Origin of the sequence: Micromonospora sp. CPCC 205739 (genome assembly GCF_036906795.1) — a bacterium.
In the GTDB taxonomy this organism is placed as follows: domain Bacteria; phylum Actinomycetota; class Actinomycetes; order Mycobacteriales; family Micromonosporaceae; genus Micromonospora.
This window is the reverse complement of the sequence record NZ_JBAKHS010000002.1, coordinates 351538-372200: the sequence shown is the minus strand read 5'-3', so window position 1 is coordinate 372200 and position 20663 is coordinate 351538. Positions and strand designations below refer to the sequence as shown.

Sequence of the window (20663 nt, the reverse complement as noted above, 5' to 3'; positions counted from 1 at the left end):
GGCTCAGCGGTTCCGGTCGGCCCGGTATCAGCGGGTCTGCTCCAGCCAGGAGGCGTAGAGCAGGCCGTAGACGGACTCCGGGTCGCGGACCAGCTCCTCGTGCGGGCCGCGCTGCACGATCCGGCCCCGGTCCACCACGATCACCTCGTCGGCCGCCTGCGCGGTGGAGAGCCGGTGCGCGATGGCCAGGGTGGTCCGGCCCCGGGTGACCGCGTCCAGGGTGCGCTGCAGGCGTACCTCGGTGGCCGGGTCGACCGCGCTGGTGGCCTCGTCGAGGACCAGCAGGTCCGGGTCGGCCACGTACGCCCGGGCGAGCGCGACCAGCTGCCGCTCCCCCACGCTGAGCGACTCGCCGCGCTCGCCGACCGGGGTGGCCAGGCCCGACGGCAGCCCGTCCAGCCAGTCGGCCAGCCCCAGCTCGGTGAAGGCGGTGGTGAGCTGCGCGTCGGTCAGCTCGGGGCGGGCGAAGCGGACGTTGTCGCCGACCGTGGCGTCGAAGAGGAAGCCGTCCTGCGGCACCATCACCACCCGGGCGCGCAGCGAGTCGAACCGCACCCGGTCCAGCGGCACCCCGGAGAGCAGTACCTGCCCGGCGGTCGGGTCCATCAGCCGGGTGAGCAGCTTGGCGAAGGTGGTCTTGCCGCTGCCGGTCTCGCCGACCACCGCCACCCGGCTCTTCGCCGGGATGTCCAGGGTGACGTCGTGCAGCACCGGCGGGCCGCCCGGATAGGCGAACGTCACCCCGGCGAAGCGGATGTCCAGCGGGCCCGGCGGCAGCTCCCGCCCCTGCTCGCCCGGGTCGGCCACGTCGGGGGCGACGTCGAGCACGTCGAGCACCCGACGCCACCCGGCGATGGCGTTCTGCGCCTCGTTGAGCACCTCGGTGGCGATCTGCACCGGCTGGATGAAGAGGGTGACCAGGAACAGGAACGCGGTGAGCTGGCCGATGGTGAGCGAGCCGTCCACGCCGAGCAGCACCCCGAGGACCACCACGCCGGCCAGCGCGAGGCCGGCGGCCAACTCCCCCACCGAGCTGCCCAGGATGCTGATCCGGATCGCCCGCTGCTGGGCCCGCTGCTGCCCCTCGATCGCCGTGTCGAGCCGCCGGGCGGTGCGCCCGGCGATGCCGTACGCCCGGATCACCGGCGCGCCGACCACGCTCTCGGCGATCGTGCCGAGCAGGGTGCCCGTCCGCTGCCGGACCACGCCGTAGGCGGCGCCGAGCCGGCGCTGGAGCTGCCGGATCACCAGCACCGCCGGCGCGAAGGCGGCGAGCACCACCAGGGTCAACTGCCAGGAGTACGCCAGCATCACGGCCGTGGTGACCACGAGCTGGCCGAGGTTGACGATCAGGATCACGCCGCCCCACTGGAGGAACTGGGTGATCTGGTCGACGTCGCTGGTGACCCGGGAGACCAGCGACCCGCGCCGCTCGGACTGCTGGTGCAGCATCGACAGGTCGTGCACGTGCCGGAACGCCCGGGTCCGGACGTTGGCCAGCGCGGTCTCGCTGACCGTGAACAGCCGGCGCATCATCAGGTACCCGCAGCCGGTGGTGATCACCAGCACCGCCGCGGTGATCGCGACCACCGTCCAAATCACGTCCAGGTTGAGGCCGCCGACGATGCCGCCGTCGATGCCCCGCTGCACGGCCACCGGCACGGCCACCCGGCCGACCATGTAGACCAGGGCCAGCGCCAGGGTGCCGGCCAGGCCGGTCCGCAGCTCCGGGGAGAGCGCCAGCCCGCGCCGCAGCGTCCGCCAGGTCGTCTCGGAACGCTCCTGCGGCGCCTCTTGCCGCTCCGGCTCCACCGTTGTCGCGCTCACCGGGCCAGCCTTTCGTTCGCGACTGCGGGGCTCCGCTCCGCTGCACTCCTCGCGCTCACCGGGCACGCCTTTCGTTCGCGACTGCGGGGCTCCGCTCCGCTGCACTCCTCGCGCTCACCGGTCCACCTCGACTTCCAGGCCCGAGGTCAGCGGCGCCACCTCGTCGTACGTGCGGTTCTGCTCGCGTTCGTGCTCGGCCTGCTCGTACGCGGTGACCAGGTCGGCGTAGCCGGGCACGGTGGCGAGCAGTTCGGTGTGCGTGCCCCGGGCCACCACCCGCCCCTGCTCCAGGTAGATCACCTCGTCGGCGAGCGCGATGGTCGCCCGCCGGTACGCGACCACCAGAATCGACGCGGCGGCGCCCTGCCCCGCGGTCGGGGCGCGCAGCCCGGCCAGGATGGCCGCCTCCACCCTCGGGTCGACGGCGCTGGTCGCGTCGTCGAGCACCAGCAGCCGGGGCCGGCCGGCGAGCGCCCGGGCCAGGGTGAGCCGCTGCCGCTGCCCGCCGGAGAGCGAGGTGCCCCGCTCGCCGACCATGGTGTCCAGCCCGTCGGGGAGCGCGGCGACGAAGCCGTCGGCCTCGGCCAGCCGCAGCGCGGCCCACACGTCCTCGTCGCCGATGCCCGGCCGGTCCAGGGTGATGTTGGCGCGCACGGTGTCGTCGAAGACGAACGGCACCTGGGCGACCAGGGCGACCGTCTCCGCCAGCGAGTCCGCGGCCGGCTCGCGCACGTCGACCCCGTCCAGGGTCACCGTGCCGGCGCGCGGGTCGACCAGGCGTACGGCCAGCGAGGCGATGGTGGACTTGCCGGCGCCGGTCGGCCCGACCAGGGCGACCGTCTTCCCGGCCGGCACGGTGAAGGTGACCTCGCCGAGCACCTCGGCGCCGGGCAGATGCGCCTCGGCCGGTTCGTACCCGAAGCAGACGTCGGCGAAGGCGAGCGTGGCGGGCGTCGGCTCGGCCGGGTCGAGCCGGCGCTCGCCGTACGGCATCTCGCCGGTGGCGTCGAGGACCCGGCGGACCCGGTCCCAGCCGGCGACGCTGCGCGGCAGCTCGGCGAGGACCCAGCCGATCGCCCGCACCGGGAAGGCCAGCACGGTGAAGAGGAAGGCGACGCTGACCAGCTCGGCGACGCTGATCGCGCCGGCCCGCAGCCGGAACGCCCCGACCACCAGCACGGCGAGGGTGCCGAGGCTGGGCAGGGTCTCCAGCAACGGGTCGAAGACGCCGCGCAGCCGGCCGACGGAGATCAGCGCGTCGCGCAGCTCACCGGCGCGGGCGGAGAACCGGGCGGTCTCCTCGGCCTCGCGGCCCATCGTCTTGACCACCAGGGCGCCGTCGAAGCTCTCGTGGGCGATGCCGCTGACCTCGGCGCGCAGCCGCTGGGCGCGGGCCTGCCGGGGCGCCATCCGCCGGGAGTAGACCACGTTGAGCGCGAAGAGCGCGGGGAACACGGCCAGCCCCACCAGGGCCAGCGCCCAGTCGGTGAGGAAGAGCGAGACGATCGCCCCGACCAGCATGACCAGGGTGCCGACGGCGAACGGCAGCGGGGCGATCGGGTACCAGGCCGCCTCCACGTCCGAGTTGGCGTTGGACAGCAGCGTTCCGGTGGCGTTGCGCTGGTGCCAGGCCAGCGGCAGGTCCAAATAGCGGCGGGTCACCCGGCGGCGGTAGGCGGCCTGGAGGCGGAACTGCATGTAGCCGGCGCCGAGCCGGCGGCCGAAGATGCCCACCACCCGCAGCACGCTGATGCCGAACAGCGCCGTCGCGGCCAGGGCCAGCGCGCCCGTCCCGACGTCGCCGTGGGCGACGGCCGGCACCACCACCTCGCCGACCACCGCGCCCACCACGAAGGCGCTGGCGATGACCATGAGGCCGAAGAGCACGCTGCCGGTGACCGCCACCGCGAAGATCCGGGGTTGTTCCCGGATCGCCCGGCCGAGAACCGACAGTCCTCTGCCGAGCACGTCCCGACTTGTCCCGCTCGTCACGCTGTCCCCCGCCGTAAGCCGCCTTGTACTCCCTCATCCTTACCGCTCCCGACCACCTCCGCCGACCCGGAACGGGTATGTCCGCCGTCACGTGCGCGCTCCCATGCGCTCCGGGGGCCACCGGCGGCTGCGCCGGCGCGCCGACCGCGCCGGGCGGGCCTACCATCTCCCTCATGCCGCGGTACGCCCGATCGGAGCGCGAGGCGCTCGCCGATCTCATGCTGGAGCTGGGACCGGACGCACCGACCGTCAACGAGGGGTGGACGACCCGCGACCTCGCCGCCCACCTGGTGGTGCGCGAGCGCCGCCTGGACGCGGCCGGCGGCATCGTGCTGCCGCCGCTGCGCGGGTACGCCGAGCGGGTGCGCCGGCGGATCGCCACCCGGCCCTGGGCGGAGCTGGTGGGACTGGTGCGCCGGCCGCCGGTGTGGAGCCCGGTGAGCAACCCGCTGGTCGACGAGCTGGCCAACACCCTGGAGTTCTTCATCCACCACGAGGACGTCCGCCGGGCCCGGCCGGGCTGGCAGCCGCGCGAGCTGCCGGCGGGCCTGCGGGGGCGGCTCTGGAAGCCGGTCTCCCTGCTGGCCCGCACGGCGCTGCGCCGGTTCCCGGCCGACCTGCTGGTGCAGGCCCCCGGTCACGGCGAGCTGTCGGTGGGCCGGGGCGGCGACCGGGTACGGCTGGTCGGGTCGCCGGGTGAGCTGGCGCTCTTCCTCTCGGGCCGGCAGCGGGTGGCCCGGGTCCAGGTCGACGGTCCGGCCGCCCTCGCCGATCGGCTCCGCCACGCCCGCCTCGGCTTCTGAGCCGGGTTTCCGACGTCCTCGGCGGTGATCGGACACGCCGCTGCCCGCCGGTCCCCGTACCGCCCCACCGCTCCGGCACGGTCGGCGGCGGATCCGGGTGGGCGAAGTCGGTCAGGGACGGGTTTCCCAACAGGCGCGCCCAGCGATGCTTGCCAATGTGAAGGTGTCGTACTCTTCTGCGCGCCGATCCCGTTCGGGGCGGCGGGACAGGGGGGCACCATGCGCGGCATCGCCGGGTCGGGACTGCACGAACCCCCCTTCCCCGGCCGGCGGCACCCCGCCACGGACCGGGTCGCCGGGGAGAGCCTGGCCTGGGCCCGCAGTCTGCGGCTGGTCGAGGACGGGCCGCGCTGGCACCGGCTGCGGGCCGCCGAGGCCGCCGAACTCGCCGGCCGGGCCTGTCCGCGCGCGCCGGTCGACCGGCTGCGGCTGCTCACCGACCTGATCACCTGGCTGTTCGTGGTGGACGACAGCTGCGACGAGGACGACCTCGGCGCGGAGCCGGGCCGGCTGGCGCCGACCGTCGGTGGGCTGCTGGGTGTGCTCGACCGGCACGGCGTGGACGGTACGGCGGCACCCGCCGTCGGGCCGCTGGGCATCGGGCTGGCCGACATCTGCCGGCGGGTACGCGAGCACCGCCACCCGGCGCTGCTGCTGCGGCTGGTCGCCCAGCTCCGCGAATATCTGCTGGCCCTGCTCTGGGAGGCGGCCAACCGGCAGCACCGGCGGGTACCGGAGCTGGCGGAGTACCTCCAGATGCGCCGGCACACCGGCGGAGTACGCCCCAGCCTCACCCTCACCGACCTGGCGTGCGACGTCCACCCCGGGCCGCACCGGTGGACCGACGCCACGGTGCTGGCCCTCGACGACCTCACCGCCGACCTGGTCTGCTGGTGCAACGACCTGTTCTCCCACCGCAAGGAGGTCCGCGGCGCCCCCGATCCGCACAACGTGGTCACCGTCATCGCGGCGCGTCAGGGGCAGGACGTCGACGCCGCCCTGCGCGCGGGTGCGGAGCTGTTCAACGACGGGCTGGACCGCTACCTCGCCGCCGAGGCGGCGCTGGCCGAGGATCCGACCATGGCGGAATACCTCGACGTGCGTCGATCCTGGATCCGGGCCACCTACGACTGGTCCCTGCGGGCGGTCCGGTACGCCTGAACGTTCCATCACGCGGGACTGGGCCGGCTCACCGCATCAGGGGCTAGCCGAGGCCCGGGTGCAGGCAATACTCTTCGGTAACCGCAGAACGGCGTGACCCCCGTCACGTCCATCCACCCCCTGAAGGCGGCTACCGCGATGGCTCTCGATGTACCGTACCGTTCCATCCCCGACATGTTCCTCAAGCGCGTGGCGGCCACTCCTGACCGGCACGCGTTCGCCCACCCGGCGCCGGACGAATCCGGCCCCGTCTGGCTGACGTGGGAGCAGGTCGGACAGCGGGCCAAGGCGGTCGCCGCCGGCCTGCACGGCCTGGGCGTCGGCCTGGAGGATCCGGTGGCGATCCTGGCCAACACCCGGCTGGACTGGGTGCTCGCCGACTTCGGCATCATGTGCGCCGGCGGCGCGACCACCACCGTCTACCCCACCACCGAGCCCGAGGACGCGGTCTACATCATCGCCGACTCCAGCTCCCGGGTGCTCTTCGCGGAGAACCCGGCCCAGGCCGCCAAGATCGCCGGGGCGGAGCTTCCCGCGCTCACCCACGTCGTGCTCTTCGACGGCGCCGCCGACCCGGCTGCGGCGGTCCCCCAGCTCACCCTCGCCGAGCTGGAGGAACAGGGCAGGGCGCGGCTGGCGGCCGAGCCGGACCTGATCGAGCGGCTCGTCGCCCCGATCGGCCCGGAGCACCTGGCCACCCTGATCTACACCTCCGGCACCACCGGCCGGCCCAAGGGCGTCGAGCTGCTGCACGGCGGCTGGTGCTGGGAGGGCGTGGCGCAGGCCGAGATGGGGCTGCTGCGCGACGACGACCTGCAGTACCTCTGGCTGCCGCTGTCCCACTCGTTCGGCAAGACGCTGCTCTGCGGCGCCACCCACGTCGGCCTGCCGACGTACGTGGACGGACGGGTCGACAAGCTGGTCGACCTGCTCGGCGTGGTCCGGCCGACCCTGATGTGCGGCGCGCCCCGGGTCTTCGAGAAGGTCTACAACAAGGCGGTCACCACGGCCCAGGGCGCCGGCGGCGCGAAGGCGAAGATCTTCGCCTGGGGCGTGCGTACCGGCAAGGAGAAGGTCGCGCTGGAGCAGGCCGGCCAGCCGGTCCCGGCCGGGCTGAAGCTCAAGTACGCGCTGGCCGAGAAGCTGGTCTTCAGCAAGCTCCAGGCCCGCCTCGGCGGCCGGATGCGGGTGCTGGTCTCCGGCGCGGCGCCGCTGAGCAAGGAGATCGCCACCTTCTTCGCCGCCGCCAACCTGCCCATCTCGGAGGGATACGGCCTGACCGAGACCAGCGCCGGCAACTTCGTCAACCCGCCGGAGGGGCTGCGCATCGGCACCGTCGGCAAGGCGATGGGCGACCTGGAGTGCCGGATCGACACCGACGGCGAGATCCTGGTCCGGGGCACGCCGGTGATGCGCGGCTACCACAACCTGCCGGAGGAGACGAAGGCCGCGTTCACCGAGGACGGCTTCTTCCGCACCGGCGACATCGGCAGCCTCGACTCCGACGGCTACCTGCGGATCACCGACCGCAAGAAGGACCTGGTCAAGACCTCCGGCGGCAAGTACATCGCCCCGTCGCACATCGAGGGCATGTTCAAGGCGATCTGCCCGTACACCTCACAGGCGATCGTGATCGGCCAGGCCCGCAACTACTGCACCATGCTGGTCACCCTGGACCCGGACGCGATCAAGGGCTGGACGGCCGGCGGCCCGCTGGAGGGCCGGGACTACGCTGAGGTCGTGGCCTCCCCCGAGGCGAAGGCCATGGTCGAGGAGTACGTCGCGCAGCTCAACGCGAAGCTCAACCGGTGGGAGACGATCAAGAAGGTGACCATCCTGCCGCGCGACCTGACCATCGAGCACGGCGAGATCACCCCGTCTTTGAAGATCAAGCGACGCGGCGTGGAGAGCAACTTCGCCGCCGAGATCGACAAGATGTACGCGGGCACGCTGGCCGAGCTCTGACCGCCTGAGGGGTCGTGCCCGGTTCTCGCCGGGCACGACCCCCGCGGCGTCCGCTCACAGGTGCCGGCCCCGCCACCTGCTCTGCTCCGCCGCCGGTCCGCTGCCCCCACGCGGGCAGTCTGGCAACCGGTAGGAGCCGGCACGGCGGATCGGGACAACCGCGTCCGTCCCGGCACAGGCCGGCAGCAGGGACCGCGGTGCAGCGTCGCGCCGGGCGCTCAGGCGATGACCGTCGCCTCCCGCCACTGCGGGCGCCCGGCCCGGTCCAGGTCGTACCGAACCGCGGCGAGCCGGCCCACCGCCTCGACCAGGTCGGCGGCGGGCAGGGTGAAGGGCAGCCGCAGGAAGCGTTCCAGCGTCCCGTCCAGGCCGAACCGGGGACCGGGCGCCAGGCGTACGCCGACCTCCTCGGCGGCCCGGGCCAGCGCGCTGGAGATCGGGCCGTCCAGCTCCGCCCAGAGGGTCACGCCGCCGTGCGGCGCGGTCACCCGCCAGTCCGGCAGGCGCTGCGCGAGCGCGTCGAGCAGGGCGTCGCGCTGCGCGGCGAGCTGGGTCCGGCGGGCCGCCACGATGGTCGGTGCGTCGGCGAGCAGGTGCACCGCGACCAACTGGTCCAGCACCGGGCTGGCCATGTCGACGCCGACCCGGGCCGCGGCCAGCCGCTGCACCTGCGGGGCGGAGGCGCGCACCCAGCCGATCCGCAGCCCGCCCCAGTACGGTTTGCTCATCCCACCGATGCTGATCACCCGGCTGTGCCGGTCGAAGGTCGCCGCCGGTGGCGGCACTTCGGTGCCGTCCAGCGGAAGGTCCACGAAGGACTCGTCGACCACCAGGTCGGTGCCGGCGTGGTGGGCGGCGGCGACCACCCGTTCGCGCAGCTCCGCCGACATCAGGTGACCGGTCGGGTTCTGGAAGTCCGGAATCAGGTAGGCCAGCTTGGGCCGGACCTGGCGGATGCTGCCCAGCAGCAGGTCGGCGTCCCAGCCGGCCCCGTCGACGGCCAGCCCGTGGGTGGTGACCCGGGCCCGCCGGGCGGAGAGCGCGGCCAGCGCGTTCGGATAGGTCGGCGACTCCACCAGCACGCTGCCGCCCGGCGCCAGCGCCAGCCGGAGCACCAGGTCCAGCGCGTGCTGGGTACCGCTGGTCACCATGATCTGCTCGGCGCTGGTCGGCAGCCCGCGCGCGGTGTACGACCGGGCGACCGCCTCGCGCAGCTCGATGATCCCGGTCGGGTGGTAGCCGGCGCCGCCGAGGTAGCGGGGCAGGTCCTCGGCGGCGGCGCGGGCGGCCGGAACGAGCTGCGGCGGGGCGGCCAGCGCGGCGACGCCCAGGTCGATCATGTCGCGGTCGTCGAGCGGGGTCCAGAGTCCGGTACTGGCCACCCGGTGGGTGCCGGGCAGCATGGTCCAGCTGCCCGCGCCGCGCCGGCTGGCCAGGTGACCGCTCTCCCGCAGCTCCCGGTACGCGGCGGTGACCGTGGTCCGGCTGATCCGCAGCGCCTCGGCCAGCTCCCGCTCGGCCGGCAGGCGTACCCCCAGGGGAAGGCGGCCGTCGGCGAGCAGGCCCCGGACCGCGGCGGCGAGCGCGGCGTAGTCCGGGCTGCGCCGGCGGCCCGGAAGCGCGTGCCACTGCCCCAGCAGTCGGGCCAATTGGGCTCCCCGCACCTGACTGGTCACGGCCACCCCTCCCAAATTGGCTCTTCTCCGGTCACGATTGGCACCTAGGGTGGCATGCATGGCAGCGATTGGCAATCTGCGGCACCGGCCGGTCCGGCGGCTCACCCAGCTCTACGTCGGGCTGGTGCTCTACGGCGTCAGCATGGCCCTGATGATCCGCTCCGGGCTCGGGCTGAACCCGTGGGACGTCTTCCACCAGGGCCTGTCCCGGCAGACCGGCATCTCGGTCGGCACGGCGAGCATCCTGGTCGGCGCGGTGGTGCTGCTGCTCTGGATCCCGCTGCGGCAGCGGCCCGGGCTCGGCACGGTCAGCAACGTCGTGGTGATCGGCCTGTCCGTGGACGCCACCGTGGCCCTGCTCCCGGAGGACCTGCCACTGCCCGCGCGGATCGGCCTGCTGATCACCGGCATCGTCGCCAACGGCGTGGCGACCGGCCTCTACCTCGGCGCTGACCTCGGCCCCGGCCCCCGCGACGGGTTGATGACCGGGCTGGTCGCCCGGCGGCCCGGCAGCTCGGTCCGGTTGGTCCGCACCGGCATCGAGGTGACCGTGCTGGCCCTGGGCTGGCTGCTCGGCGGCACGGCGGGCATCGGCACCGTCGCGTACGCCCTCGCCATCGGTCCGCTGGCCCAGGTGTTCACCCCGCTCTTCACCGTCCCGCCCCGGTCCATCCCCGACACTCCGGTGGCCACCCTCGCTGAGCTGCGGTGACGTCACGGGAGGAAAGTGGGTGTTTCCTCCGCCGACACCTAAGGGCATCATTCCTGCATGGGGGAGAGCGGATGGCGCTGGACGGACGCCTGGATCTTCGTGTCACTGGTGATCGCGAGCGGCGCCGGGAGGCACCGCCGCGCGGTGGACACCCGACGCCCGGAGGGCGTCCGGCTGGCCGACGTCATCTCCACAGCTGACCACCTCAACCAGGCCATCCCCGAGCGGCAGGACGTCGAGGCCGCGGTGCGCCGGCTCGCCGGCGCGGGCCTGGTCAGCGTCTCCGACGGCTGGTTCCGGATCACCCCGGACGGGGAGCGGCTCTGGCGCACCCGGCCGAGCTCAGGCGTGGGGACGACGGTGGACACCGTGCAGGGGGTGCTGGTCCGGCGGCACACCCCCGGTAGCGCGGAGTGGCACCTGGACGAGGAGGACCACGCCGCGGCCGTGCAGGAGTACATCGTCCGGTCGATCCCGGCCCCGCGCCGCTCGCCCGAGGGGCGGACCGGCCGCTGAGCCGCGCCGGAGCCGACGGGCCGGCGGAAGGCAGCACGATCGATCCTGATACCTCAGAGTCTGATACCTCTGCGGTATCCCGCGCACCCCGGAACGGGTCCGGGCGGCTCAGCGCACCGGGTGGCCGGCGGCCTTCAACGCGCCCTTGACCTCACCGACGGTCAGCTCGCCGAAGTGGAAGACGCTCGCCGCGAGCACCGCGTCCGCGCCCGCGCCGATGGCCGGTGGGAAGTGGGCCACCTCGCCGGCACCGCCGCTGGCCACCACCGGCACGTCCACCACCGCGCGGACCGCCTGGATCAGCGTCAGGTCGAAGCCGGCCTTGGTGCCGTCGGCGTCCATCGAGTTGAGCAGGATCTCGCCCGCCCCCAGCTCGGCGCCGCGCCGGGCCCACTCGACCGCGTCCAGGCCGGTGCCCCGCCGGCCGCCGTGGGTGGTCACCTCGAAGCCGCTGGGGGTGGTGCCGGCGGGCGCCCGCCGCACGTCCAGCGAGAGCACCAGCACCTGCCGGCCGAACCGGTCGGCGATCTCGGCGATCAGCTCCGGGCGGGCGATCGCGGCGGTGTTCACGCCGACCTTGTCCGCGCCGGCCCGCAGCAGCGTGTCGACGTCGGCGACCTGGCGTACGCCGCCGCCCACGGTCAGCGGGATGAAGACCGACTCCGCGGTGCGCCGGACCACGTCGAGCATGGTGCCCCGGTCGCTGGAGGAGGCGGTGACGTCGAGGAAGGTCAGCTCGTCCGCGCCGGCCCGGTCGTACGCGGCGGCCAGCTCCACCGGGTCACCGGCGTCGCGCAGGTCGAGGAATTTGACCCCCTTGACCACGCGCCCGGCGTCCACGTCCAGACACGGGATCACCCGTACCGCCACCGTCATGCCGCGAGCCTATCCAACGGACACGCGGCGGCGACCGACCTGTGAGGCCGGCCACCGCCCCGCGTCGGATCGGGACTCACACCCGGACGAGCATCTTGCCCAGGTTCTCGCCGCGCAGCAGGCCGAGGAACGCCTCGGGGGCGTTCTCGATGCCGTCGACGACCGTCTCGTCGTACGACAGCTTGCCGTCGCGCAGCCAGCCGGACACGTCGCGCACGAACTGCTCGCGCAGGTTGCCGTGGTCGCCGACGAGGAAGCCGCGCAGGGTGAGCCGCTTGCCGATGACCAGCGCCAGGTTGCGCGGGGCGGCCGGCGGCTCGGTGTCGTTGTACTGCGCGATCATGCCGCAGATGGCGGCCCGGCCGTGCAGCTTCATCGCCGAGATCGCCGCCTCCAGGTGGTCACCGCCGACGTTGTCGAAGTAGACGTCGATGCCGTCGGGGGCGGCCGCCTTCAGCGAGTCGCGTACCGGGCCGTCGTGGTAGTCGAAGGCGGCGTCGAAGCCGAGCGCCTTGAGCCGTTCGACCTTGGCCGCCGAGCCGGCGCTGCCGACCACGTGCCCGGCGCCCTTGAGCTTGGCGATCTGGCCCACCAGGCTGCCCACCGAGCCGGCCGCGGCGGAGACGAAGACGCTCTCCCCCGGCTTCATCCCGGCCACGTCGAGCAGCCCCGCGTACGCGGTCAGACCGGTCATGCCGAGCACGCTCAGGTACGCGCTCACCGGCGCGAGGGTCGGGTCGACCGGGCGAGCGGCCTTGGCGTCGAGCAGCGCGTACTCCCGCCAGCCCAGGCCGTGCAGCACGGTGTCGCCGACCTGCACGCCCTCGGCCTCGCTGGCCACCACCTCGCCGACCGCGCCGCCGTCGAGCGGCGCCCCGAGCTGGAACGGCGGAACGTACGACTTCACGTCGTTCATCCGCCCCCGCATGTACGGGTCGACCGAGATGAACTGGTTGCGGACCACGATCTGGCCCGGACCGGGCGTCGGCACCTCGGCCTCGACCAGGCGGAAGTTGTCGGCGGTGGGCCAGCCCTGGGGGCGGGAGGCCAGGTGGATCTCGCGGTTGGTGCTCACGCTGCCGTCCTTTCGTACGCGGGGGGAAGGGGCCGGGGCGGCGCTCAGGCCGCGGCGGCCTCGCGGACGGTCAGGGCGACCTTGATGTTGCCGCGGGTGGCGTTGGAGTACGGGCAGACCTGGTGGGCCGCCTCGACCAGCTGCTCGGCGGCGGTGCGCTCGACGGCGGGCAGGTCGACCAGGAGGGCGACGGTCAGCCCGAAGCCGCCGTCGCCGTTCGGGCCGATGCCGACCTCGGCCTCGACGACGGAGCCGGAGACGTCGGCCTTGGCCCGGCGGGCGACCAGGCGCAGCGCGGAGTGGAAGCAGGCCGCGTAGCCGGCGGCGAAGAGCTGCTCGGGGTTGGCCGCGCCGCCGGTGCCGCCCATCTCCTTCGGGACCGCCAGGTCCAGGTCGACGGTGCCGTCGGAGGTGCGGACGTGGCCGTCGCGGCCGTCGCCGGTGGCGAGGGCGGACGCGGTGTAGAGCACCTGCATGGTCACTGCTCCTTCTGTCGGTGGATCTTCTCGGTGACCCGGGTGAGGGTGTCGCGCAGGTCGATCAGCTCGGCCTGGGTGAGGCCGGTGGCGCGGGCGATCCGCAGCGGCACCTCGTCCATCCGCTGCCGCAGGGCCCGACCGTCGGCGGTCAGCCCCACCTCCACCCGCCGCTCGTCGCGCGCCGAGCGGGACCGGACCACCAGGCCCGCCGCCTCCAGCCGCTTGAGCAGCGGGGAGAGCGTGCCGGAGTCCAGCCGCAGCGCGGCGCCGAGCTCGGAGACCGTGGGGGCGTCCTCGCGCTCCCAGAGCACCAGCAGCACCAGGTACTGCGGGTAGGTCAGGCCGACCTCGTCGAGGATGGGCCGGTAGACGTCGGTCAGGGCGCGCGACGCCGCGTAGAGCGCGAAGCACACCTGCCGGCGTAGCACCAGATCATCGGTCACCGGGAAACCGTAGCCCGCGATTAAGTTGTGCACAATCGATCCGGCCGCAGTGTGACCGCCCCCACCCGGCACCGGGCGGGGCGGCCGGGCTCAGCGGTCCCCGAGCCAGGCCTCCAACTCCACCTCGACCAGGTGGTCCGGGTCGAGCAACCCGGCCACCACGACCATCGTCGCGGCGGGACGGACGGCGCCGAACACCGCGTTGTGCGCCCGGCCCACCTCGTCGGCGTACATCCGGTCGGTGACGTACATCCGGGTCCGGACCACGTCGCCCGGCTCCGCGCCCACCTCGGCGAGCGCGTCCAGCCCGATCCGCAGCGCCTGCGCGGTCTGCGCCGCCGCGTCACCGACGTGCGCCACCCGGCCGTCGACCGTCGACGTGCACCCCGCCGTCCACGCCAGGTCGCCCGCCCGGACCACCCGCGAGTAGCCGTAGACGGCCTCCCACGGGCCGCCCGAGCCCAACCGGGTCACGGTCACGCGGCGGCCAGCGTTTCCAGCGCCTGGGCGACGGTGAACGCGCCGGCGTAGAGCGCCTTGCCGGCGATCACGCCCTCCACCCCGATCGGCTCCAGAGTGGCCAGCGCCCGCAGGTCGTCCAGGGTGGACACGCCGCCGGAGGCGATCACCGGGGCGGCGGTACGCGCGCAGACCTCGCGCAGCAGGTCCAGGTTCGGCCCGCGCATGGTGCCGTCCTTGGTGATGTCGGTGACCACGTACCGGGACGCGCCGGCCTTGTCCAGCCGCTCCAGCACCTCCCACAGGTCACCGCCGTCGCGGGTCCAGCCCCGGGCGGAGAGGGTACGACCGCGCACGTCCAGCCCGATCGCCACCCGGTCGCCGTACTCGCCGCAGACCCGGTCGCACCACTGCGGGTCCTCCAGCGCGGCGGTGCCGATGTTGACCCGGGCCGCCCCGGTGCCGAGCGCCGCCTGCAACGACTCGTCGTCGCGGATACCGCCGGAGAGTTCCACCTTCACGTCGATCTGCCGCACCACCTCCGCGAGCAGGTGCGCGTTGGTGCCCCGACCGAACGCCGCGTCCAGGTCGACCAGGTGGATCCACTCGGCGCCGTCGGACTGCCAGGCCAGCGCCGCCTCCAGCGGGTCGCCGTACGCGGTCTCGCTACCGGCAGCGCCCTGGACGAGCCGGACGGCCTGGCCGTCGGCGACGTCCACGGCGGGCAACAGGGTGAGGCTCAACTTCTCTCTCCTCGCATCAGATCCGACGGTCCAGCGCGATCACGACGATCGCCGGCAGGACCAGAAGCAGCAGGACGACCAGCACCAGGCGCAACGCCAGGTCGTCGACGAACGTCCAGATCACGAACAGCGCGGCCAGCGTCAGCCCCACGATGGCGGCCCGCTCGCGGCGGCTGCGGCGGCCCACCCGGCCGGTACGGCCCCGCCGCAACTGCGGCGTCAGCTTGCGGACCAGCGTGCGCGTCCGGTGCCGGCGGGCCAGCCGGCGCTGGCGCACCAGGCGTTCCCGGGCGGCCTCGGCCTCCCGGACGGCACGGCGGCGGGCCCGCTCCTTGCTCACGCCGTGCCCCGCAGCGCCCCGGCGGCCAAGGTGCCCCGCGGCAGGCCGGCCGGCTCAGCCAACCGTGGCCAGCCAGTTGCGCAGGAGGGCGGCACCGGTGTCGGCCGACTTCTCCGGGTGGAACTGGGCGGCCGAGAGCGCGCCGCGCTCCACGGCGGCGACGAAGTCGGTGCCGTGGTGGGCGGTGGTGACCGTGGCACCGGCGGCGGCCAGCCCGGCGACGTCGTTCACGCCGTACGAGTGGACGAAGTAGAACCGGCTGTCGGCGGGCAGGCCGGCGAAGAGCACCGAGCCGGCCGGGGCGTGCACCGTGTTCCAGCCCATGTGCGGCAGCCGGTCGGCGGGCAGCTTCGTCACCCCGCCGGGCAGCAGCCCGAGCCCCTTGGTGACCACACCGTGCTCGTCACCGTGCTCGAAGAGCACCTGCATGCCGACGCAGATGCCGAGCACCGGCCGGCCGGCGGCGACCCGCTCGGCGATGACCGGGCCGGCGCCCAGCGCCTCGATCCCCGCCAGGCAGGCGGCGAAGGCGCCCACGCCCGGCACCACCAGGCCGTCCGCCTCGGCGGCGGCGGCCAGGTCGTCGGTGACGGTCACCTCGGCACCGGCCCGCTCCAGCGCGCGCTCGGCCGAGCGCAGGTTGCCGGAGCCGTAGTCCAGCACCACGATCCTGGTGGTCATCAGCCCTCCCCGGGAAGCAGCCAGAGCACCCCGGCGACGGTGGCCAGCGTGGCCAGCAGCGCGCTGACGACCACCGCCCCGCGCGGCGCGCCCTGCTTGTGCAACGACCACGTCCCGCCGACCAGCACGCCGGCCAGGATCAACAGCAGCGTCGGCAGCACCGGCCCCATCAGAGTTCTCCTTCATTCGCGACTGCGGGGCTCCGCTGCGCTGCACTCCTCGCGCTCATCAGAGCGCACCCTTCGTGCTCGGGATCGCACCCTGCGAGCGCGGGTCGATCGCGGTGGCCTCACGCAGCGCCCGGGAGACCGCCTTGAACTGCGCCTCCACCACGTGGTGGGCGTCCGGGTGGCCGCCCGGGCGGGCCGCCCGCAGCACGTCGACGTGCAGGGTGATCCGGGCCGACTGGCCGAAGGACTCCCAGATATGCCGGGTCATGCTGGTCGGGTAGACCGGGCCGATGTACGGCGCGAGCGGCGGCTCGTCGTGCACCACGTACGGGCGGCCGGAGAGGTCGACCGCGGCCCGGACGAGGACCTCGTCCATCGGCACGGTGGCCGAGCCGTACCGCCGGATGCCGGCCTTGTCGCCGAGCGCCTGGTCGAAGGCGGCGCCCAGGGCCAGCGCGGTGTCCTCCATGGTGTGGTGGGCGTCGATCTCCAGGTCACCGACGGTGCGTACGGTGAGGTCGAATCCGCCGTGCCGGGCGATCTGGTGCAGCATGTGGTCGTAGAAGCCGACCCCGGTGCTGATCTCGGCCTGGCCGGTCCCGTCGAGGTCGATCTCGACGAGGACCTTGGTCTCCTTGGTGATCCGCTCCACCCGGGCGGTCCGGCTCATGAAAGCTTCTCCATCGCTGCGAGGAAGGCGTCGGTCTCGGCGGGAGTGCCGGCGGTGACCCGCAGCCAGCCGGGCAAGCCGACGTCGCGGACCAGGACACCGTGCTCCAGCAGGGTGCGCCAGGCGGCGGCCTGGTCGCCGGCCACCTGGAAGAGCACGAAGTTGGCGTCGCTGTCGGCGACCCGGTGGCCGCGGGCGCGCAGCTCGGCGACGATCCGGTCGCGCTGGGCCTTGATCGCGTCGACGGTGCCGAGCAGGGCGTCGCGGTGCGCCAGCGCCGCCCGGGCGGCGGCCTGGGTGAGCGCCGAGAGGTGGTACGGCAGCCGGACGAGCTGCACGGCGGCCACCACCGCCGGGTCGGCGGCCAGGTAGCCGAGCCGGCCGCCGGCGAAGCCGAACGCCTTGCTCATCGTCCGGGTCACCACCAGCCGCGGGTGGCCGGGCAGCACGGCGAGGGCGCTGACCGTGCCGGGGCGGGCGAACTCGGCGTACGCCTCGTCGACGACCACCATGCCGGGGGCGGCGTCGAGCACCGCGGCGACCACCTCCGGGTCCAGCGCGGTGCCGGTCGGGTTGTTCGGCGAACAGAGGAAGACCACGTCCGGCCGGTGCTCGCGGACCTGCGCCACCGCGTCGGCGGCGGTCAGCCCGAAGTCGGCGCCCCGGGCGGCCGGCACCCATGCCGTGCCGGTGCCCAGCGCCAGCAGCGGGTGCATCGAGTACGCCGGGGTGAAGCCGAGCGCGCTGCGCCCCGGACCGCCGAACGCCTGCAGCAGCTGCTGCTGGATCTCGTTGGAGCCGTTGGCCGCCCAGACCTGCTCGACGGTGAGCCCGTGGCCGAGGTACGCCGCCAGGTCGGCGCGGAGCGCCACCGCGTCCCGGTCCGGGTACCGGTTGAGGTCGCGCAGCTCCGCCGCGACGGCCTTGCCGATCGCCTCGACCACCGGCTCGGGCACCGGGTACGAGTTCTCGTTGGTGTTCAGCCGCACCGCGACGTCCAGCTGCGGCGCCCCGTACGGCGTCAGGCCCCGCAGGTCGTCGCGGAGCGGCAGGTCGTCCAGGCTGGTCACGCCAACCCCCGGGGGAAGCGGACGCCGACGGCCTGGCCGTGCGCCGGCAGGTCCTCCACGTTCGCCAGGGTGACCACGTGCGGGGCCACCTCACGCAGCGCGTCCTGGCTGTACTCCACGAGGTGGATACCGCGCAGGAAGGACTGCACGGACAGCCCCGACGAGTGCCGGGCGCAGCCGCCGGTGGGCAGCACGTGGTTGGAGCCGGCGCAGTAGTCGCCGAGCGACACCGGCGACCAGGCGCCGACGAAGATCGCCCCGGCGTTGCGGACCCGCATCGCCCACTCGCGGGCGTCGACGGTCTGGATCTCCAGGTGCTCGGCCGCGTACGCGTCGACCACCCGCAGCCCGGCGTCGAGGTCGTCGACGAGGACGACGCCGCTCTGCTCGCCGCTGAGCGCGGTGCTGACCCGCTCGGCGTGCTTGGTGGCCGGCACCTGCCGGGCCAGCTCCCGCTCCACCGCGTCGGCCAGCTCGACCGACGGGGTGACCAGCACGCTGGCGGCGAGGGGATCGTGCTCGGCCTGGCTGATCAGGTCGGCGGCGACGTGCGCGGGGTCGGCGGTGTCGTCGGCCAGGATGGCGATCTCGGTCGGGCCGGCCTCGGCGTCGATGCCGACCACGCCGCGCAGCAGCCGCTTGGCGGCGGTGACCCAGATGTTGCCCGGGCCGGTGATCATGTCGACCGGGTCGCAGTGCGCGCTGCCCTCGGCGTCGACCGCGGCGCCGTACGCCAGCATCGCCACCGCCTGGGCGCCGCCGACGGCGTACACCTCGTCGACGCCGAGCAGCGCGCAGGCCGCGAGCACCCGGGCGTCGGGCAGGCCGCCGTTGTCCTGCTGCGGCGGGCTGGCCACCACCAGCGACCGCACCCCGGCCGCCTGGGCGGGGACCACGTTCATCACCACGGTCGACGGGTACATCGCCAGGCCACCGGGGACGTAGAGCCCCACCCGGTCGACCGGCACCCAGCGCTCGGTCACCGTGCCGCCGGGGACGACCTGGGTGGTGTGGTCGATGCGCCGCTGGTCGGCGTGCACCTTGCGGGCCCGGGCGATCGACTCCAGCAGCGCGGCGCGCACCTCGGGGTCGAGCGTCCCCTCGGCCTCGGCGATCGCCTCGGCCGGCACCCGCAGCACCTCCGGGGACACCCCGTCGAACCGCTCGCTGGCCTCCCGGATCGCCGGGTACCCATGCTCCCGGACCGCCTCCACGAGCGGGCGGATCCGCTCGACCGCCACGGAGACGTCGAGCTGGGCACGGGGCAGCAGGCGGCGCGGGTCACGGACGCCGCCGCGCAGGTCGATCCGATTCAACACCCTTGCGAGTCTAGGCGGCCCAGCGCCGGTGGGCCCGCGCCGCCCGTACCCCGGGAGGCGTGAGCCGAGCCACGCTCCAGGAGTCCGGTCGGGCTAGGCTCGACGCGTGACTGCGCGGCTGCCGGTGTTCCCGCTCGGAACGGTGCTCTTTCCCGGACTCGTGCTGCCGTTGCACATATTCGAGGAGCGCTACCGCGCGCTCGTGCGCCACCTGGTGGGGCTCCCCGAGGGGGCGCCCCGCGAGTTCGGCGTGGTGGCTATCCAGGCCGGCTGGGAGGTCGCCCCCGGGCCGGGCCGGGCGACGCCGGGCGGCGGCGAGGTGACCCTGCACGAGGTGGGCTGCACCGCCGAGCTGCGGCAGGTCACCGAGCTCGACGACGGGGGCTTCGACATCGTCACGGTGGGCCGGCGACGGTTCCGGATCGCCGAGGTGGACGACGCCTCCGCGCCGTACCTGACCGCCGAGGTGGAGTGGCTGCCCGAGCCGGGCGGCACCGACGACATCGCCGAGCTGCTGGCGGCCCGGGTGATCGCGGTCTTCCGGCAGTACCTGGGGCTGATCCGGCCCGACCCGGAGGAGATCTCCGAGCAGCTGCCGGAGGACCCCACCGTCCTGTCCCACCTGGTCGCGGCGACCGCCGCGCTCACCGTCGCCGACCGCCAGCGGCTGCTGGCGATCGACGACACCGCCGCCCGGCTCCGCGCCGAGCTGCGGCTGCTCAACCGCGAGGCGGCTCTGCTGCGCCAGGTGCGGGCGGTTCCGGTGCCGCTGTCGGAGCTGGCGTCGCCTCCGGCACCCAACTGAGGCCGCCGGGCTCGGGCTCCGGGCGCAGCGACGGCCACCGCGACCAGCCGGCCAGCAGGGTGTACGTCACGGCCGCGGCGAACGCCGGCAGCAGCAGGTCCCCGAAAGGCACCGGCAGGAAGCCGAACACCCACTCGATCCCCCCGGCGCGCAGGTCCGCCGGTTTGGCGAAGGCGGTCCCTTCCGGGGCGCTCTCCAGCAGCCGCTGGTAGCCGGAGAGCCCGACCCGGCGACCGACCTGCCAGGCGACCAGCGCCGCGCCGAGCGCGCCGAGGGCCGCCCCGGCCAGCACGGCGGGGCCCCGGCGGCGGCGCAGCACGATCCAGAGCCCGACCGCGGCGAGCAGCCCGAAGCCGAGCCCGAGCAGGCTGAACCAGCCGTCGGCGGCGATCGGCTGCTCCGGCTGCGGCTGGGCGTAGACCGCCCCCTCGGCGGTCTTGAGCACCGGGGTGTCCGGGGCCAGGGCGGCCCAGAGCAGCCCGAGCGGCACACCCAGAACGGTCAACCCGAGCAGGGTGGCGAGGGTCGCCAGGAGGGTCCCGCGGACCCGGTCGCCCGGCTGCTCGGGGAGGCCGGCGTAGGCCGGGGGCCAGGACGCGGCCGAGCCCGGCCCGGCGGCCGGCGGCGGCCAGGAGCCGTCGGGGGCGGGCCAGGAGGCACCGCCCGGCGGGTCCGGCTGGGCCGGCGCGGTGGGCCCGGCGGGCGACGAACCGGTCTCGGACGCGCCGGAGAGCGGGGTCCAGCCGTCGTGCGCCGGCCCGGCCGTCGGGCCCGCGGGCGGGGCGGGGCCGGCGGGCGCGGCGGCACGATCCGGCTCGTCGGGACGGTCGACGGGCCGGTACGGATCGGGGGTGTCCGGACTCACCCGATGATCCTCTCAG

At 74.4% G+C, this 20663-nt stretch carries 22 protein-coding genes; 6 read left to right on the top strand and 16 right to left on the bottom strand.

Annotation, left to right across the window (positions count from 1 at the left end; all coding sequences use genetic code 11):
- Nucleotides 1-27: 27 nt before the first annotated feature.
- Together V6U88_RS05675 and V6U88_RS05670 are read right to left on the bottom strand one after the other, a co-directional pair.
- Nucleotides 28-1827: an ABC transporter ATP-binding protein gene (locus V6U88_RS05675; protein ID WP_334450467.1), complete on the bottom strand. Its 1800-nt coding sequence runs from the start codon at nucleotides 1825-1827 to the stop codon at nucleotides 28-30.
- 114 nt (nucleotides 1828-1941) lie between these two features.
- On the bottom strand, nucleotides 1942-3819 hold the full coding sequence (locus V6U88_RS05670; protein ID WP_334450465.1) for an ABC transporter ATP-binding protein: 1878 nt from the start codon (nucleotides 3817-3819) through the stop codon (nucleotides 1942-1944).
- Between the two features lie 173 nt (nucleotides 3820-3992).
- On the opposite strand from V6U88_RS05670, the gene V6U88_RS05665 reads away from it, so the two are divergent.
- From V6U88_RS05665 to V6U88_RS05655, 3 genes are all read left to right on the top strand, one after another.
- Nucleotides 3993-4622, top strand: coding sequence for a TIGR03085 family metal-binding protein (locus V6U88_RS05665; protein WP_334450464.1), 630 nt, complete (start codon nucleotides 3993-3995; stop codon nucleotides 4620-4622).
- A gap of 219 nt (nucleotides 4623-4841) precedes the next feature.
- Nucleotides 4842-5783, top strand: a complete 942-nt coding sequence (locus V6U88_RS05660) for a terpene synthase family protein (protein ID WP_334450463.1) — start codon at nucleotides 4842-4844, stop codon at nucleotides 5781-5783.
- A 138-nt stretch (nucleotides 5784-5921) separates the two neighbouring features.
- Nucleotides 5922-7748 (top strand): AMP-dependent synthetase/ligase, encoded by a 1827-nt coding sequence (locus V6U88_RS05655; RefSeq protein WP_334450462.1) that lies wholly within the window; start codon nucleotides 5922-5924, stop codon nucleotides 7746-7748.
- Between the two features lie 218 nt (nucleotides 7749-7966).
- Here the strand turns inward: V6U88_RS05655 and yczR are convergent, their stop codons facing one another.
- Nucleotides 7967-9424 carry a MocR-like transcription factor YczR gene (gene yczR, locus V6U88_RS05650; protein ID WP_334450459.1) on the bottom strand — a complete coding sequence of 486 codons (1458 nt, stop codon included), beginning with the start codon at nucleotides 9422-9424 and terminating at the stop codon, nucleotides 7967-7969.
- Between the two features lie 58 nt (nucleotides 9425-9482).
- On the opposite strand from yczR, the gene yczE reads away from it, so the two are divergent.
- Together yczE and V6U88_RS05640 are read left to right on the top strand one after the other, a co-directional pair.
- Nucleotides 9483-10136, top strand: coding sequence for a membrane protein YczE (gene yczE / locus V6U88_RS05645; RefSeq protein ID WP_334450457.1), 654 nt, complete (start codon nucleotides 9483-9485; stop codon nucleotides 10134-10136).
- Between the two features lie 57 nt (nucleotides 10137-10193).
- Nucleotides 10194-10652, top strand: a complete 459-nt coding sequence (locus V6U88_RS05640) for a hypothetical protein (RefSeq protein ID WP_334450455.1) — start codon at nucleotides 10194-10196, stop codon at nucleotides 10650-10652.
- Between the two features lie 108 nt (nucleotides 10653-10760).
- Here V6U88_RS05640 and hisF read toward each other — a convergent pair whose 3' ends face one another.
- From hisF to hisD, 12 genes are all read right to left on the bottom strand, one after another.
- Nucleotides 10761-11528 (bottom strand): imidazole glycerol phosphate synthase subunit HisF, encoded by a 768-nt coding sequence (gene hisF / locus V6U88_RS05635; protein ID WP_334450454.1) that lies wholly within the window; start codon nucleotides 11526-11528, stop codon nucleotides 10761-10763.
- Nucleotides 11529-11604: 76 nt separating this feature from the next.
- Nucleotides 11605-12603, bottom strand: a complete 999-nt coding sequence (locus V6U88_RS05630) for an NADP-dependent oxidoreductase (protein ID WP_334450453.1) — start codon at nucleotides 12601-12603, stop codon at nucleotides 11605-11607.
- Nucleotides 12604-12647: 44 nt separating this feature from the next.
- Nucleotides 12648-13079 carry an organic hydroperoxide resistance protein gene (locus V6U88_RS05625; protein ID WP_334450622.1) on the bottom strand — a complete coding sequence of 144 codons (432 nt, stop codon included), beginning with the start codon at nucleotides 13077-13079 and terminating at the stop codon, nucleotides 12648-12650.
- 2 nt (nucleotides 13080-13081) lie between these two features.
- Nucleotides 13082-13525: a MarR family winged helix-turn-helix transcriptional regulator gene (locus tag V6U88_RS05620; RefSeq protein WP_334450452.1), complete on the bottom strand. Its 444-nt coding sequence runs from the start codon at nucleotides 13523-13525 to the stop codon at nucleotides 13082-13084.
- Nucleotides 13526-13615: 90 nt separating this feature from the next.
- Nucleotides 13616-14005: a RidA family protein gene (locus V6U88_RS05615; protein ID WP_334450450.1), complete on the bottom strand. Its 390-nt coding sequence runs from the start codon at nucleotides 14003-14005 to the stop codon at nucleotides 13616-13618.
- A complete protein-coding gene (priA, locus tag V6U88_RS05610) occupies nucleotides 14002-14727 on the bottom strand; it encodes a bifunctional 1-(5-phosphoribosyl)-5-((5-phosphoribosylamino)methylideneamino)imidazole-4-carboxamide isomerase/phosphoribosylanthranilate isomerase PriA (protein ID WP_334450448.1) in 726 nt (241 codons plus the stop codon). The genes V6U88_RS05615 and priA overlap by 4 nt, the downstream gene beginning before the upstream one ends.
- A 16-nt stretch (nucleotides 14728-14743) precedes the next feature.
- The gene (locus tag V6U88_RS05605; protein WP_334450446.1) at nucleotides 14744-15067 is read right to left on the bottom strand and encodes a hypothetical protein; all 324 of its coding nucleotides are present in this window, start codon (nucleotides 15065-15067) and stop codon (nucleotides 14744-14746) included.
- Between the two features lie 54 nt (nucleotides 15068-15121).
- Nucleotides 15122-15748, bottom strand: a complete 627-nt coding sequence (hisH, locus tag V6U88_RS05600) for an imidazole glycerol phosphate synthase subunit HisH (RefSeq protein WP_334450444.1) — start codon at nucleotides 15746-15748, stop codon at nucleotides 15122-15124.
- Nucleotides 15748-15918: a hypothetical protein gene (locus V6U88_RS05595; protein WP_334450442.1), complete on the bottom strand. Its 171-nt coding sequence runs from the start codon at nucleotides 15916-15918 to the stop codon at nucleotides 15748-15750. The genes hisH and V6U88_RS05595 overlap by 1 nt, the downstream gene beginning before the upstream one ends.
- Nucleotides 15919-15976: 58 nt before the next feature.
- Nucleotides 15977-16588 carry an imidazoleglycerol-phosphate dehydratase HisB gene (gene hisB, locus V6U88_RS05590; protein WP_334450440.1) on the bottom strand — a complete coding sequence of 204 codons (612 nt, stop codon included), beginning with the start codon at nucleotides 16586-16588 and terminating at the stop codon, nucleotides 15977-15979.
- Nucleotides 16585-17658: a histidinol-phosphate transaminase gene (locus V6U88_RS05585; RefSeq protein ID WP_334450438.1), complete on the bottom strand. Its 1074-nt coding sequence runs from the start codon at nucleotides 17656-17658 to the stop codon at nucleotides 16585-16587. Before V6U88_RS05585 ends, hisB begins: the two co-directional genes overlap by 4 nt.
- Nucleotides 17655-18977, bottom strand: coding sequence for a histidinol dehydrogenase (gene hisD / locus V6U88_RS05580; RefSeq protein ID WP_334450436.1), 1323 nt, complete (start codon nucleotides 18975-18977; stop codon nucleotides 17655-17657). Before hisD ends, V6U88_RS05585 begins: the two co-directional genes overlap by 4 nt.
- A 106-nt stretch (nucleotides 18978-19083) precedes the next feature.
- Here hisD and V6U88_RS05575 point away from each other — a divergent pair, with 106 nt between their 5' ends.
- Nucleotides 19084-19782 carry an LON peptidase substrate-binding domain-containing protein gene (locus tag V6U88_RS05575; RefSeq protein ID WP_334450434.1) on the top strand — a complete coding sequence of 233 codons (699 nt, stop codon included), beginning with the start codon at nucleotides 19084-19086 and terminating at the stop codon, nucleotides 19780-19782.
- On the opposite strand, the gene V6U88_RS05570 is transcribed toward V6U88_RS05575, so the two are convergent.
- Nucleotides 19697-20647 carry a DUF2567 domain-containing protein gene (locus V6U88_RS05570; protein ID WP_334450432.1) on the bottom strand — a complete coding sequence of 317 codons (951 nt, stop codon included), beginning with the start codon at nucleotides 20645-20647 and terminating at the stop codon, nucleotides 19697-19699. The genes V6U88_RS05575 and V6U88_RS05570 overlap by 86 nt on opposite strands.
- Nucleotides 20648-20663: the final 16 nt, after the last annotated feature.